The organism is Hartmannibacter diazotrophicus (genome assembly GCF_900231165.1).
GTDB lineage: Bacteria > Pseudomonadota > Alphaproteobacteria > Rhizobiales > Pleomorphomonadaceae > Hartmannibacter > Hartmannibacter diazotrophicus.
The window spans coordinates 1730388-1742705 of the sequence record NZ_LT960614.1; the positions used below are offsets into that span (position 1 = coordinate 1730388).

Here is a 12318-nt window from a genome sequence, read left to right on the forward strand (position 1 = left end):
TCATCGCCGGCACGGCGCATGTGCGTGCGCCGAAGGAGAAGATCAGGCGGCCCCGCGTCGATCTGCCGACCGTGCGCCTCGACAACGGCGATCTGAAGCCGCCGACGATTCTCTCCTCGCCGGCTCAGGCGCGGCCCGTTGTCGATCTGAGAGGCAAGCGCGGTCTTGTGATCGGCATTGCCAACGACAAGAGCATCGCCGCCGGCTGCTCGGAGGTTTTCTACCGTGCCGGAGCGCGTCTGGCTGCCACCTATCTGAACGAGAAGGCCGAGCCTTTCGTGCGTCCCGTCACGGACCGGCTCGGCTGCGAACTGGTGATGCCCTGCGACGTTCGGCAGCCGGGGCAACTCGAGGCGGTCTTCGAGAGGATCGAACGGGAATGGGGCGGCCTCGACTTCCTCGTCCATTCCATCGCCTTCGCCTCAAAGGAAGACCTGCACGGGCGCGTGGTGGACGCCAGCGCTGATGGCTTCGCGCTTGCGATGGACGTCTCCTGCCATTCCTTCATCCGCATGGCGCATCTGGCCGAGCCGCTGATGAAGGATGGCGGCACGCTGCTGGCCATGACCTTCTATGGATCCGAACGGGTGGTCGATCACTACAATCTCATGGGGCCGGTCAAGGCGGCGCTGGAGAGTTCGGTAAAGTATCTGGCGGCCGAACTCGGCCCGAAAGGCATTCGCGCCCATGCCATTTCGCCGGGGCCGATCCGCACCCGGGCGGCAAGCGGCATCGACCGTTTCGACGCGCTGATGGAGGCGGCAGCGGCCAGAGCCCCCGAACGCTTGCTTATCGATATCAGCGATGTCGGCAACCTCGCCGCCTTCCTTGTCAGCGATTCCGCCCGGCACATGACGGGCACCATCATTCCGGTGGATGGCGGTGCCCATCTGATGGCCTGAGGCGTCGGGTTTAAAACCGTGCCGACCACGGACAGCGAACTGTGAGGCAAGGCGCCCCACAGTCTGCCGTTGATCCGTCAAAAGCTGTTGCGGCTCTCGCTCCTCGGATCGTCTTTCGCCTGATGCGGATCATAGATGCCGCCTCGGGCGGTTCTCCGCCATGGTCGGGCGGGATGGGCCGGGTCGATCTCGACAGTCGCAACGGCAAGCGACGGCGTGCCGTCGCAGCGACACTGCGCGGCCCATGAACCGTCCGGCGCCGCGATCCCCGACGGGGCAACCCGGCTTTGCGGCGCGTGGGCGGAAAAGCTCACCCAACACCAACAGCTTGCCGCATGGCCCAACGCCTCGGCCGCGAAGGCGGACGCGTTGACCGTCGACTCGCCTGTCGTCGAAAACAGCATGCAATCGACGTTGAGCCGCTCGTATTCGAGGAAGATTTCGGGAAAGTGCGTTTCCATGCCGAGCGCGCAGCCGAAACGGACGCCGTCGACCTCGAATGTCACCGGCATCAGGCCCGGCGAATACATGTACGAGACTTTCGTGTTCGACAGCATGCGTTCGTCGTAGCGCGTGACCAGCTCGCCGAGATCGGACAGGACATAGAGGCTGTTGTGCGGACGGTGCGGCGGGGTGAGCCGATGCACCGACCCGAGGACTGCCCAGAGCCCGAGATCGCGCGCCAGCCTCCGTGTCGTGTCCAGTTCTTCGCGCAGAACGGCCCATTCGAACCGGTCCCAGTCCGAAGGGCCGATGTCACGTGGGCCCTGGCTGGACATGATGCGCTTGTTGGGTGAGCAGGTCGCGCCTTCGGGAAAGTGCACCAGCCTTGCCCCGGCATCATGCGCCTCACGCATCATGCACCGGATTTCGCATCCGCTGGCCCGAAGACCGTCAACGTCGCGGGGATCGTTGAAGAGCGTCGTTTGCGCAACGGCAATCCGGATCGATCTGGCACCCGGATCGGTTCTTTGAGGCAAGCTCTGGCGAATGTGCCGGAGGGCGGATGTGTAGGATTCGCCGGTCTTGGCGGCGCGGGCGCGAACGCGCTGCTTGAGATTTCGATTTCGTGTCATGGTCAGGCCTTCCACGTCCCGGACACGAGTTCCCCAGCAACCATGCCCGAAACGGTCGGACCACAACGGCGACCCGAGACCAAAGTCCCTTTGCCTCCGTGAAAGACCATGCTGGGGAAGGCCTCGGGAGGTTCGGCGTGGGTCACGCCAGATCACGAGATTGCCGGCCACGTCCAGATTCGTCAACGCCCTGACGCGACGCTGCGCCCGCCGCCTTATTGCTGGAGAACATAGGATCCGGGTGCATCCTGCAGCGGCGGCAGGCCCTTGTCCTGTGCACCCATCGTCGGCGGTGCGATCTGCCCGTCGGAAGAACGGGCCGCGAGCCAGTCGGCCCAGGCCGGCCACCACGATCCCTCGTGGACCGGACTGATCTCCAGCCATTCGTCGGCGCTGTGGTGAAGGTCGTCCGCCTTCATCTCGGCCATGTGGAAATGGCGGTGCGGATGGCCCGGCTCGCTGACGATGCCGGCATTGTGGCCGCCGCTCGTCAGCACGAAGGTGATGTCGGTCTCGGTCAGGTAATGGATCTTGTAGACCGAGCGCCACGGCGCGACATGATCGCGCTCCGTGCCGACGCAGAAGACCGGGGCGCGGATGTTCTGCAGGGCGATCCGGCGGCCGTTGACCTCGTAGCGCCCCGACGCCAGGTCGTTGGAGAGGAAGAGCTTGCGCAGATACTCCGAATGCATCCGGTAGGGCATGCGTGTGGCATCGGCGTTCCAGGCCATCAGGTCGTTCATCGGCGTGCGCTCGCCCATCATGTAGTCGTGGACGATGCGCGACCAGACGAGGTCGTTGGAGCGCAAGAGCTGGAAGGCACCGGCCATCTGGCTGGAGTCGAGCGTGCCATGCTCCCACATCATGCTTTCCAGGAATTGCACCTGGCTGTCGTCGATGAAGAGCTGCAACTCGCCCGGTTCGGTGAAGTCGGTCTGGGCGGCAAAGAGCGTCATCGAGGCAAGCCGGTCGTCGCCGACTTCGGCCATCGCGGCGGCGGCGATGGAAAGCAGCGTGCCGCCGAGGCAGTAGCCGGCGGCGTGGACCTTCCGGTCGGGGACGATCCGGCCGATGGCGTCGATGGCCGCCATCACGCCCAGACGCCGGTAGTCCTCCAGCGACAGCTCCCGATCTTCCTCGGTGACATTGCGCCAGGATATGCAGAAGACCGTGTGGCCGCGGCTGACGAGATAGCGGACAAGCGAATTTTCCGGAGAAAGATCAAGAATATAATACTTCATGATCCAGGCCGGGACGATCAGCACCGGCTCGGCGTGAACCGTCTTGGTCGTCGGTTCATACTGGATGAGTTCCATGAGGTGATTGCGGTAGACGACCTTGCCGGGCGTCACGGCGACCGTCTCGCCGACCTTGAAGCCCTCGCTTCCGACCGGCTGTTCCTTGAGAAGAACACGGCTCGCATCCTCAATGAAGTTGCGCATGCCGTCGACGAGATTGAGGCCGCCCTTTTCCATCGTCCGCTGCATCACGTCGGGATTGGTGAAGGGGTTGTTGCTGGGCGACAGCATGTCCAGCCACTGGCGCGCGGCGAAGGCGACGACGTCCTCGTGGTGGGGCGCGACACCCGGCACGCCGGTTGTCGCCTTGTGCCACCATTGCTGCGTCAGCAGAAAGGCCTGCATGTAGGACCGGTAGGGCTGCCCTCTCCACGCGGGGCTGTCGAAGCGATGATCGCTGGGCAGGGGGCAGATGCAGTCCGGGGCATTCGGATTGATCGCCGTCTCCACAAGATGCGTGGCAAGGCGCCGGCACTTGCGAAGGGTCTTGGTCGCGAGTTCGGCCTGCTTGCCAGGCGCCGCGGCAAGATGGATGCTCCAGTCGGCGAAAGCCAGCATCAGGGCCGCGGGCGAGAGCCCGAAGGTCGCCCGGGCGACGGCTGCGCTCGCGAAGTGGTCGAGCGTCCGGAACCCGCCGTCGATGTCCGGATTGTCAGTCCCGTCCACCCCGATGGTGGAGACCGGCGAATGATGGTGTTCAACGAGTTTCACCGTGGCGACAGGCTTGGTCTCCACGGGCACGACGGATTGGGCACTCATCATTGAACCTCTGCAAGCGGCAAGGACTGACAACAATCCTAGTGAGTTCGCTGCGGTGCGGCATTGATCCGGCGCAAACGAGCAATGGCAGGGCCATGGAATAATAGCTTTCTGTGGCAGGCGCGCGTCAGCCGGTGCAGGCGGCGATCGGGGCGGGAGTTGGGAACAGGCTTATGCAGGACATTTGGGCTGACATCACCCATCCGACCTTCCTTCCCGTGGCGGTCGCCGCCTGCCGCATGGTGCTGGCGGTCGTGCTTGGGTCCATCCTGGGTCTGGAGAGGGAGCGCCACAGGCTCTCCGCCGGATTGCGGACGCATATCCTCATTGCACTGGCGTCAGCGACGGCGGCCATGGTGATGATCGAAATCGGCCACCTTCCCGCCTTCGCGACAGACGCCTTTCGTCTGGATGCGGGCAGGCTCATCGGTGCTGTCGTTTCGGGCGTGGCGTTCCTTGCGGCCGGCCTCATCATCTATTCGAAAGGCCATGTCTTCGGCCTCACGACCGGGGCCGGCATGTGGCTCGCGGCGATCATCGGCCTCGCCGTGGGGCTTGGCCTTTACGTTATCGCCATCATGGCGACGGGGCTTGGCTACGCCGTGCTGGGTGTGTTGCGCATGGTCGAAGCCCGCCTCGACCGCCACGATACGGAATTGCAGGAGAAAACGCTGAAAGGCTCCCATCGAGGGCGCTCGGCGGGCCATCGGCCGCCGAGCCGGCCGACCCCGGAGGAATAAGGCCGGTCGCCAAGCGTATGTCGTCGTCAGGCGTATGTCAGGGCGAAGAGTCCCAGGACCACGGCCGCGCCAGCCGTGCTGATCCACAGCACATGGCGCATGCGGTGCAATTCAACCCCCTGTTTCGCCTCGGTTTCGGTGATGACAACCGGCTCGTCCTCTGCGGGGCGGTTCTGATCTTCGAGCATGTCTCCGATCCTTTCGCTTGTTGGTCGCAAGGTGCTGCCGCCGGCTCCACCGGGAGCCGCGAGCGGGATGCACCTACGAGCCGAACGCGCCGCCACGGGCATGGTTCCGCCTACATCGGCTCCTTGATGCCCGACCTGATCAGCCACCAGTTCACCGGATAGCTGGTCGCCAGCCCCGCCAGCATGGCGATCTGCATCAGGAACCAGAACGCAGGGTCGGAGGCCTCCAGCATCGAGCCGTAGAGCGGCTGGAAGACGAGAAACTGGCCGACGGCCATCACCCCGTACATGCCCACCTGCCAGGCGGCCAGCGACAGGGCATCGGCCTTGATGGCTTCGCGGATCCCTTCACCGACGGACAGGTTCCGCATCGGCTTGATGGTGAAATACTGGAAGAGAACGCCGAAGCCGAAGGCGAGGATGAAATCGAGGATCCAGACCGCAAAAATCTTTTCCGCAAAGAGATGCTGCCAGCCGAACCAGACGGCGACAACCGGAACGGAGAAGGCAAGGCCCTCGGCGATGATGTCGCCGAGCGTGCAGCCGCTGCCGCAGTGGAGCGCGCCCTTCACCACCATGATCGGAAACGGCGTCCCGGCATGATGCGAATGCATGGTGCCTTCGCCCATGTCGGCCATGGCCGTGTCGTGCGTCTTTGCCCGGCCATAGGCGAGATAGAACCAAAGAACGAAGACCGTTCCGAAGAGCGCCGTGATCGGCCAGACGGCGTTCATGATCCACATGGGCTGCGGATACCGGAATTCATCGCGCGCGATCCAGATGGCGCAGGCAAGGCCGAGCAACAGCATCAGGATGGAAAGAACATGCAGCCAGGTGGGAATCATGGGGAAGTCCTCCGTGCGGTTGCGGATCCTTTTGCTCGATTGGCGTGGGCGTCTTGAACGGATGAATGCCGTTCGATGTCTATTCGTCGGCTGCGAGCTTGGGCCGTTCCCTGGCCGGACCGTCGAATGTCATGAAGTTGAAGGCGGTGCCGATCAGCGCCAGATGGGAAAGCGCCTGCGGGAAATTGCCCAGCATCTCGTTGGCTTCGACATCGAATTCCTCCGACAGGAGGCCGACGTCGTTGCACAGCGCGAGGAGCCGCTCGAAGCATTCCTTGGCATCGGCGCGCCGCTCCTGGAGGATCAGGTTGTCGATGTACCAGAAGGTGCAGGCAAGGAAGACGCCCTCCTTGCCCGACAGGCCGTCGGCCCCGTCATCATTGTCGTAGCGCCGGATGTAGCCATTCCACATCAGCCGGCTTTCGATCGCTTTCACCGTTCCGACCATGCGCGGATCTTTCGCGTCGACGAAACCGACCAGCGGCAGAAGGAGCAGCGCCGCATCCAGACGTGGTGATCCGTAAGCCTGCACGAAGGTGTTTTGTTCCGCATCGAAGGCCTTCTCGCAGATTTCGCGGTGCTTTTCGTCGCGAAGGCGGCGCCAGTGCTCGACGGGGCCTTCCAGGCCGTATTCCTCGACCGCTGCAACCGCCCTGTCGAAGGCAACCCAGATCATGACGTTGGAATAGGTGAAGTGCTGTTCCGGTCCGCGCGATTCCCAGATGCCGCGGTCCTTGGAGTCGAAGAGTGTCTCCAGGTGGCGCAGGAGCTTTTTCTGCAGCGCCCAACTCGTCTCGTCGGGAGTCAGATCCTTGCGCCGCGCGTGGTGCAGCGCGTCGAGCACCTCGCCAAAAACATCGAGCTGCGTCTGGGCGTAGGCATCGTTCCCGATCCGGACGGGCTTGGAGCCCGCAAAGCCGCCGAGCCAGGGAATGATCCTCTCGTCGAGCCGGTGGTCGCCGGTGATGGAATAGATCGGCTGCAGCTGCGAGGGCAGCCCCGCGACCGCACGCACGAGCCAGCCGCGCCAGGCGCTGGCTTCGTCCTGATAGCCGGCCTGCATCAGCGCCAGCAGGACGAAGGTCGCATCGCGCAGCCAGCAGAAGCGGTAGTCCCAGTTGCGCTCGCCGCCGAACTCTTCCGGCAAGGATGTCGTCGGCGCCGCGACCATGCCCCCGGTGGGTGAGAATGTGAGTGCCTTCAGGGTGATGAGCGACCGCACCACGATGTCGCGCCATGGGCCTTCGTAGTTGCACTGGCCGGCCCAGTCGCGCCAGCGACGGTCCGTCTCGTCGAGGGCTTGTTTCCAGTCGAGGACGGGAGGGGGCGCCAGATGAGAGGCGCCGTGGCTGAGGACGAAGGGAATTTCGTCGCCCTCGGTCACGGTGAATTCGGCAACGGTGCTGAAATCCTCGCCATGGTGTTCCACCGGTGTGCGCAGGACCAGAAGATCCGGGCCCGCGATGGCGATCAGCCCGTCCTCGCCGAGACTGACCCAGGGAACGAGCCGCCCGTAGTCGAAGCGGATCACGAGATCCATGCGCAGGTCGACGTGGCCCTCGAGGCCCGTGACGATCCGCACCAGATTGGCAATGCCGCCGTCCTCGGGCATGAAGTCGGTCACCCGGCACCGCCCCGTTTCGGTCTCGAACTCCGTTTCCAGAATGAGGGTGTCGGGCCGATAACGCCGCGTCGTCCTTGCCCCGTCGCCGCGCGGCCCGATTTGCCAATGCCCGTTGTCCTCGTCGCCGAGGAGCGCGGCGAAGCAGGCCTCCGAATCGAAATTCGGCCAGCAAAGCCAGTCGATCGAGCCATTGCGCCCCACAAGGGCGGCCGAACGGCAATCGCCGATGAGGGCATAGTCGTCGATGCGAAGGGTCATGGCATTGCTCTTGTTGTTCCGGGAGGGTGTGCAGGGGCAGGGGCTAGGTGAGAAGGGAAGCGACCAGGAGGCCGAGAGCGAAGGCGATCAGAAGTCCGCCTCCGGCCGCGACAAGGCGCACTGCCGTTCCTGGCCAAATGGTGACCTCGTCGGCCGCTTCGTCGCTGAAGGCGCCGCGCGTGCGGTGCAACTCCGTGACCGGTGCGAACAGGTTGTCGCGCCGGTCTTCCGAAACTGGCGTCTTCCTCATCTGACCATCGTAGGCGTTCCTTGCAAGGTAGCGGTCGAGAAACGACGGAAGGATCATGTTGCCGAGGATCACGAGGACCGAGCTGAACCCGAGGATATGCTCTCTTCCCGGCCGCTGGGCGATGCCGGCTATCGCCCGGGCGATGGCCTCTGGCTGGAAGACCGGCGCGACGGGCCGGGGCTCAAGGCCGAAATGCGTCCGCGCCCAGTCGAATTGCGGCGTGTTGACCGCCGGCAATTCGACCATGGTGAGCCGGATGCCGCTCTTGTCGCGGATGAGTTCGGTGCGCAGCGAATTGGTGAAGCCGCGAATGGCATGCTTGGCGCCGCAGTAGGCGGCCTGCAGGGGGATGCCGCGATAGGCAAGGGACGATCCGATCTGGATGATCAGCCCCTTGTCGCGCTTTCGCATCTGCGCCAACGCCGCCATCGTGCCGTGCACGAAGCCGAGATAGTCGACCTCGGTCACGCGGGCGAATTCCTCCGGCGTGATCTTCTCGACCGGCGAGAAGACGGTGACCATGGCGTCGTTCATCCAGATGTCGATCGGGCCAAGTTCCAGCTCCAGGGCCTCGGCCGCAGCCCGGAGGGCATCCGCATCGGTCACGTCGACGGCCTGAAAGGCTGCCTTCGCCCCCATGGCGGCGATTTCCCGCTGCACGTCCGCAAGCGCCTGCCGGTCGCGGGCGATCAGGCCGACCCTTGCGCCGCGCCTTGCGACTTCCAGAGCGGTGGCGCGGCCGACGCCTGCACTGGCGCCGGTGATGACGACGGTTCGACCGGTGAGTTGCTGAGACACGGCAATTCGGCTCCTGAGACGAAAAAGGGCGATCCATGGGTTCGCCCAGTGAACAATCGGGTCAGGAATATGGTTCCGAAACAGTTCTGTTACACAAATTGGACTGTCGCAAACAACAGGACGGTCGGGTGGAGAGGCGAGACGATCGCATCGGGATACTCGCCTCCGGCGGCCAACCCCAAAAAGAAATGCTCCGGACCGAGCATGTCTCGATCCGGAGCATGAATTTCGAATTCGTCCGACCTGTCAGTGCAGGAAGCCCAGCAGCCAGAGAACAAGAATAACCGGCAGTGGAATGCCGACCAGCCAAAGAAGAAGTCCGCGACCCATGTTTTCCTCCGTCCGTCATCTCAGATGAAACTGAAAACGGAAACGGAGGCGTTTGGTTCCTCTTCGGTGTCCTCCGGTGCGGCCGGACGGCGTGCCCGTCTTTACATGACGGGCAGGACCGTGATGTCCCTGACGTCGCCGTCGAGACCGCCGATCATGCCGATTTCCGTGGCGGCACCGCTTTCGAGGCTGACGGTGTAGAGCGTCTTGTTGGCGACCAGATAGGCGGTGTTCTTGCCGACTTCCATGGCATGGATATCGAAGGCATAGGTCGCCGGCATGTCGGAAATGCCGAGTTTGCCGATGGCGCTCAGCGTCCCGTCATTCGGCTTGGTCTGCTGGATCAGCGCGCCGATCGTGGCGTCGATGTTGTACATCGCCGTCTTCTCCGGTTTGCCGACCGAGTTGATGTAGGCGGCAGCCACCGTGTTCGGCATTTCGCCCTTGTGCATGTCGCCGTCCTGGAAGGCGAGGGATCCGTCGACCGTGACGGCGCCGGTATCCGGATGGACGCGGTGATTGGTGGTGCCGGTCATGAACCGGAGCCTGTCAGCCATCGGGTTGAAGTCGACGACGACCGGCGCTTCCGTCATCGGCAGCATCTTGTCCATGGTCGCGACTTCGCTCGCAACGCCGGTCGCCGGGTCGATCCAGACGATCTTGTGATCCGGCGTCACGCCGATCACCGTCTTGTTGGCGGGGCGGAAGTCGATCCCGACCAGCTTGTCGACGCCCTTCACCTCCATGGATTTCGACACCGCCGGCTTGTCGGTGTCGAACAGGACCAGCGTCTTGTCGCCCGTAAGGCCCAGCACCGGGGCGGCGCTTGCGGAGGTCGCGAACAGCATGCTGGAGGCGATCAGAATGGAATGAGCGGCTTTCATGATGGTCTTCCCTGTTCTGTTGTCGTTCGAGCGCATCGCCGTGCGTTGGGCACGGTGCGTCTCAAAGGGAAGACACCCGGCGATATGGGTTTGGATGCAGCGACGCCGAAAAAATTTTTCGGTTCGTGCATCCAGCCGGCGTCCTCGCGAGTATCCGTAGTGGGGAAGTCGACCGGACAATCGAACCGTGGATCGGTCACGACATCTGTGGGATACCCGATGAAGATGGTCATGGAAGGAGAGGCATCGCAGAATGCCGGTCATATGCTGATGGACAGTCTGGAGACCGCACTTGCGGCCTGCGCCCGCGGCGAGCGTGCCGGCCTTCGCCATATCTACGAGACCGAGGCGCCCCGGCTCCTGGCCGTCGCGGAACGAATCCTGCGTCGCCGGGAACTCGCGGAGGAGGCCGTGCAGGACGGGTTCATCCAGATCTGGAGCCGGGCCGACCAGTACGAACCGGGCAGGGGGTCGGCGCGCGGCTGGATCTATGCCGTTGTCCGCAACCGGTCGCTCAACATGCTGCGCGATGGCCGGCGCGAGGACCTTGTCTCCGACGATCGGATGGAGGCATTGCAGGATGGCGGTCAGCTGGAGGAACTGCTGGCCTCCTGGCATCGCCTCGATCGCGACAGCCGCCTGCGCGAATGTCTGGCGCAACTCGATGAAATCCGCCGCCGGTCGATCCTGATGGCCTATGTCTGCGGCTACACCCACGGCGAGATTGCCGGTCGCCTGAAGCTGCCGCTGGGCACGGCGAAATCGTGGATAAGGCGCGGACTGTCGGCCCTGCGGGAGTGCATGGCATGACGATCCCGGAAAATGACGTGCCACGGCTGGCGGACGAATACGTCCTCGGCCTGCTCGATCCGGCCGAAGCCGCAGATCTGGAGCGGGAGATGGCGGCCGACGCACGCCTGCGCGACGCGGTGGCCGCAAGCCGCGACCGATTCCTGCCACTGGACGAGAGTGTCGAGCCGAAGGCGGCGGGCGAGGAACTCTGGGATCGCATCGCCGCGAATCTGCCTCAGCGCGACGCAACGCGGGCCACGGCAACGGATCGGGCGCCGGCCAACGACAATCGTCAGCCGGTCTGGCGCAGTCTCGCCATGGCCTCGATGGCCGCATGCCTCCTTCTGGCTGTCGGCCTTGGCTGGACGCTCACGACGAAGCCGGAGCCGGTTGTCATCGCGGTTCTCGTCAATGCGGCGGGCGAGCCTCAGGCCATCGTCGAGGACTATGGCAACGAGCGCGCCAGCGTCAGCGTTCTGGCCGATATCCAGGTCCCGGACGGGCGAACCATGCAGGTCTGGACGCTGCCAGACCAGGACACGGGCCCGGTCTCTCTGGGCCTCTTGAAGGGCGATGGCTCATCGATTCTGAAGGGGCCGGCCCTGCCGCGCCCGCATGATGCCCAGCTCTACGAGATCACGCTGGAACAGGCAGGCGGTTCGCCGACAGGACGCCCGACCGGGCCGGTCCTTGCCAAGGGGCTTGCCCGCATGCCGCGGTAGATCGCACGAAACAAGCGCGTTCGGCCGTTCGCGGAGGGCAATGGAAGCAAGCTTTGGAGGAATGTTGGGTGGTACGGCCTACGGGAATCGAACCCGTCTCTCCAGCGTGAAAGGCTAGTGTCCTAACCGATAGACGAAGGCCGCCCAACGGGGCTGGCTTATAGTGGGCTTCGCGCAGGAGAGCAAGCGGTCTTTGCGGAATTTTTCCCCTTTGCCGGCGCGGCCGGCAAAGTCGGTCCGCCGGCTCGTTTGGGAAGCGGCCAGGCATTGGAAGTTGGCTGGAAAAAGCCACAGATCTCCGTTTGCAATTGCGACAGGCCCGTTTATAGTCCGCGCGCTTTTGGCTGGCCGTTCATCGCCGGTCTTGAATCAGTCATCCGGCCCGGCTCGTCCGGGCTTCGTAACGTTGCAGGCCCCCGGCCTGAGCCTTGCCGCAGTTTCAGGAGAAGAGACATGTTCATTACGCCAGCCTTCGCGCAGGACGCAGGTGCCGCCGCGGCAGGCCCATTGGCGCAAGTGGTCCAGCTTGTCCCGTTCCTCCTCATTTTCGTGATCATGTACTTCCTGATCATCCGTCCTCAGCGCAAGAAGCAGAAGGACCATCAGGAGATGCTGAAGAACATCCGCCGGGGCGATACGATCGTCACGGCCGGCGGTGTTATCGGCAAGGTCTCGAAGGTCATCGACGACAGCGAGCTTCTGCTGGATGTGGGCGAGGGCGCCAAGCTGCGCGTCGCGCGCAACTATGTTTCGGAGCTGCGCTCCAAGGGTGAACCGGTCAAGGAATAATGTGGTTGCCGCCCGAGCGGCGGCGACACGACGCGCCGGGTTGATCTGGCCGGGCGCCAAGAG

General features: G+C 64.0%; 12 protein-coding genes and 1 tRNA gene. 5 read left to right on the forward strand and 8 right to left on the reverse strand.

The features are described 5' to 3' along the window. Positions 1-107: 107 nt before the first annotated feature. The gene (gene fabI / locus HDIA_RS25840) at positions 108-902 is read left to right on the forward strand and encodes an enoyl-ACP reductase FabI (protein WP_173796298.1); all 795 of its coding nucleotides are present in this window, start codon (positions 108-110) and stop codon (positions 900-902) included. Between the two features lie 77 nt (positions 903-979). Here the strand turns inward: fabI and HDIA_RS08025 are convergent, their stop codons facing one another. Continuing rightward, positions 980-1978: a carbon-nitrogen hydrolase family protein gene (locus HDIA_RS08025; protein WP_099555696.1), complete on the reverse strand. Its 999-nt coding sequence runs from the start codon at positions 1976-1978 to the stop codon at positions 980-982. Between the two features lie 215 nt (positions 1979-2193). Then, positions 2194-4038, reverse strand: a complete 1845-nt coding sequence (locus HDIA_RS08030) for a PHA/PHB synthase family protein (RefSeq protein ID WP_281259984.1) — start codon at positions 4036-4038, stop codon at positions 2194-2196. 170 nt (positions 4039-4208) lie between these two features. On the opposite strand from HDIA_RS08030, the gene HDIA_RS08035 reads away from it, so the two are divergent. Next, positions 4209-4775: an MgtC/SapB family protein gene (locus HDIA_RS08035; RefSeq protein ID WP_099555697.1), complete on the forward strand. Its 567-nt coding sequence runs from the start codon at positions 4209-4211 to the stop codon at positions 4773-4775. A gap of 26 nt (positions 4776-4801) precedes the next feature. On the opposite strand, the gene HDIA_RS25260 is transcribed toward HDIA_RS08035, so the two are convergent. The 5 genes from HDIA_RS25260 to HDIA_RS08055 form a co-directional block, all read right to left on the reverse strand. After that, positions 4802-4963 (reverse strand): hypothetical protein, encoded by a 162-nt coding sequence (locus HDIA_RS25260; protein ID WP_157775431.1) that lies wholly within the window; start codon positions 4961-4963, stop codon positions 4802-4804. 110 nt (positions 4964-5073) lie between these two features. Next, positions 5074-5808: a DUF4396 domain-containing protein gene (locus HDIA_RS08040; RefSeq protein ID WP_099555698.1), complete on the reverse strand. Its 735-nt coding sequence runs from the start codon at positions 5806-5808 to the stop codon at positions 5074-5076. A gap of 79 nt (positions 5809-5887) precedes the next feature. Then, positions 5888-7690, reverse strand: coding sequence for a glycoside hydrolase family 15 protein (locus HDIA_RS08045; protein WP_099555699.1), 1803 nt, complete (start codon positions 7688-7690; stop codon positions 5888-5890). A 43-nt stretch (positions 7691-7733) separates the two neighbouring features. Continuing rightward, the gene (locus HDIA_RS08050) at positions 7734-8738 is read right to left on the reverse strand and encodes an SDR family oxidoreductase (RefSeq protein ID WP_099555700.1); all 1005 of its coding nucleotides are present in this window, start codon (positions 8736-8738) and stop codon (positions 7734-7736) included. Positions 8739-9169: 431 nt separating this feature from the next. Continuing rightward, positions 9170-9952 carry a DUF4394 domain-containing protein gene (locus HDIA_RS08055; RefSeq protein WP_099555701.1) on the reverse strand — a complete coding sequence of 261 codons (783 nt, stop codon included), beginning with the start codon at positions 9950-9952 and terminating at the stop codon, positions 9170-9172. A gap of 219 nt (positions 9953-10171) precedes the next feature. Between HDIA_RS08055 and HDIA_RS08060 the strand changes: the two genes are divergently transcribed. Both HDIA_RS08060 and HDIA_RS08065 read left to right on the forward strand, forming a co-directional pair. Beyond that, positions 10172-10762, forward strand: coding sequence for a sigma-70 family RNA polymerase sigma factor (locus HDIA_RS08060; RefSeq protein WP_425432927.1), 591 nt, complete (start codon positions 10172-10174; stop codon positions 10760-10762). Further along, positions 10759-11466 (forward strand): anti-sigma factor, encoded by a 708-nt coding sequence (locus HDIA_RS08065; RefSeq protein ID WP_099555702.1) that lies wholly within the window; start codon positions 10759-10761, stop codon positions 11464-11466. The genes HDIA_RS08060 and HDIA_RS08065 overlap by 4 nt, the downstream gene beginning before the upstream one ends. Positions 11467-11535: 69 nt before the next feature. Here the strand turns inward: HDIA_RS08065 and HDIA_RS08070 are convergent. After that, positions 11536-11610, reverse strand: a tRNA-Glu gene (locus tag HDIA_RS08070). A gap of 309 nt (positions 11611-11919) precedes the next feature. Here HDIA_RS08070 and yajC point away from each other — a divergent pair. Beyond that, a complete protein-coding gene (gene yajC, locus HDIA_RS08075; protein WP_099555703.1) occupies positions 11920-12255 on the forward strand; it encodes a preprotein translocase subunit YajC in 336 nt (111 codons plus the stop codon). Positions 12256-12318 lie beyond the last annotated feature (63 nt).

Bases quoted from the DNA above. Each gene is read 5' to 3' on its own strand.
- HDIA_RS08025 (WP_099555696.1), bottom strand. From the start codon at position 1,978: ATGACACGAAATCGAAATCTCAAGCAGCGCGTTCGCGCCCGCGCCGCC.
- HDIA_RS08030 (WP_281259984.1), bottom strand. From the start codon at position 4,038: ATGATGAGTGCCCAATCCGTCGTGCCCGTGGAGACCAAGCCTGTCGCC.
- HDIA_RS08035 (WP_099555697.1), top strand. From the start codon at position 4,209: ATGCAGGACATTTGGGCTGACATCACCCATCCGACCTTCCTTCCCGTG.
- HDIA_RS25260 (WP_157775431.1), bottom strand. From the start codon at position 4,963: ATGCTCGAAGATCAGAACCGCCCCGCAGAGGACGAGCCGGTTGTCATC.
- HDIA_RS08040 (WP_099555698.1), bottom strand. From the start codon at position 5,808: ATGATTCCCACCTGGCTGCATGTTCTTTCCATCCTGATGCTGTTGCTC.
- HDIA_RS08045 (WP_099555699.1), bottom strand. From the start codon at position 7,690: ATGACCCTTCGCATCGACGACTATGCCCTCATCGGCGATTGCCGTTCG.
- HDIA_RS08055 (WP_099555701.1), bottom strand. From the start codon at position 9,952: ATGAAAGCCGCTCATTCCATTCTGATCGCCTCCAGCATGCTGTTCGCG.
- HDIA_RS08060 (WP_425432927.1), top strand. From the start codon at position 10,172: ATGAAGATGGTCATGGAAGGAGAGGCATCGCAGAATGCCGGTCATATG.
- HDIA_RS08065 (WP_099555702.1), top strand. From the start codon at position 10,759: ATGACGATCCCGGAAAATGACGTGCCACGGCTGGCGGACGAATACGTC.
- yajC (WP_099555703.1), top strand. From the start codon at position 11,920: ATGTTCATTACGCCAGCCTTCGCGCAGGACGCAGGTGCCGCCGCGGCA.